The organism is Rhodococcus sp. IEGM 1408, from assembly GCF_033142235.1.
In the GTDB taxonomy this organism is placed as follows: Bacteria; Actinomycetota; Actinomycetes; order Mycobacteriales; family Mycobacteriaceae; genus Dietzia.
On record NZ_JAWLRW010000036.1, the window covers coordinates 1 to 1,440 of the forward strand.

Below are 1,440 nucleotides of genomic sequence, written 5' to 3' on the forward strand. Positions count from 1 at the left end.
GGGTAAGTCCCGTGGAGTGGTGGGGTTTCGGGGCCGACGTTCTGGCTGACGAAGGTGTGGCGGTCCGCCTAAGAGGGCGGGCCATCGCGTAGTGGTCATTGAGTTACCGCCAAGTAGCTCACAGTAAGGACACACCACGCGATGACCCAGTCCCATTCTGGCGCACATGCCCAGCTCGACGCACTGCTGTCAGCCGATCCGCAGGCGATGTTCGCCGAACTCGTCCGGGCCGGCCTGCAGGCGTTGATCGAGGCCGAAGCCGCTGCGAAGATCGGCGCCGAGCGCTACGAACGCACCTCAGAACGCACGACCCACCGCAACGGTCACCGCACCAAGACGGTCTCGACCCCGGTGGGAGACATCGAGGCGCAGATCCCGAAGCTGCGCTCGGGGTCGTTCTTCCCGGCATTGCTCGAGCGTCGCCGGCGGATCGATCGGGCCTTGTATGCGGTGATCATGCAGGCCTACGTGCACGGCGTATCAACCCGCGGGGTCGACGATCTCGTCCGGGCGCTCGGGGTGGACACCGGTATCTCTAAGTCCGAGGTCTCCCGCATCTGCGCCGACCTCGATGCCGAGGTCGAGGCGTTTCGTACCCGCACGCTGTCCCACACGCAGTTTCCGTACGTGTTCGCCGACGCCACGTTTTGCAAGGTCCGGATCGGCGCCCATGTGGTCTCTCACGCCATGGTCGTAGCCACCGGGGTCTCCATCGATGGCACCCGCGAGGTGCTGGGAACCGCCGTCGGAGACAGCGAGTCCTACGAGTTCTGGTCGGACTTTCTGCGCTCACTGAAAGCCCGCGGCCTGACTGGGGTGCACCTGGTCATCTCCGATGCTCACGCGGGCCTGAAAGCGGCCGTGGCGCAGCAATTCGTGGGCGCTGCGTGGCAGCGCTGCCGGGTCCATTTCATGCGCAACCTGCACGGCGCCGTCTCGGCCAAGAACGCCCCTGTGGTGACCGCGGCGGTCAAGACGATCTTCGCCCACACCGAACCTGACGCCGTGGCCGAGCAGTGGGATCAGGTCGCCGACACTTTCGCTGACTCGTTTCCTAAGGTGAACACGATGATGCGCGAGGCAAAGTCCGACGTGCTGGCCTTCACTGCATTTCCCCGAGGGCACTGGCAGAAGATCTGGTCCAACAACCCGATCGAGCGCCTGAACAAGGAGATCAAGCGCCGCGCCGACGTCGTGGAGATCTTCCCCAACCCTGCCGCATTCCTCCGGCTGGCAACCTCGGTGGTGATCGACCAACACGACGAATGGCAGGTAACCCGCCGCTACCTCTCAGAGACCTCCATGGCCGAACTCCGACGCGTCATCGCCGCCAAACAACGAGCTCTCAACACCGGTAGCGATTACGATCAATCACGACTCGTTGATCACTGCGCCTGACCAGACGCCGATCCGAATCCCACCACCCCACGGGGCACTATC

At 64.2% G+C, this 1,440-nt stretch carries 1 protein-coding gene; it reads left to right on the top strand.

All coding sequences use genetic code 11. The annotated features are described in order from the left end of the window. The first annotated feature begins 141 nt into the window (after positions 1-141). On the top strand, positions 142-1,398 hold the full coding sequence (locus tag R4P08_RS18370) for an IS256 family transposase (protein WP_317815305.1): 1,257 nt from the start codon (positions 142-144) through the stop codon (positions 1,396-1,398). The last annotated feature ends 42 nt before the right edge of the window (positions 1,399-1,440 follow it).

What these genes read in the sequence shown, in the direction of transcription:
- R4P08_RS18370 (WP_317815305.1), top strand. Translation starts at nt 142, where the DNA reads ATGACCCAGTCCCATTCTGGCGCACATGCCCAGCTCGACGCACTGCTG.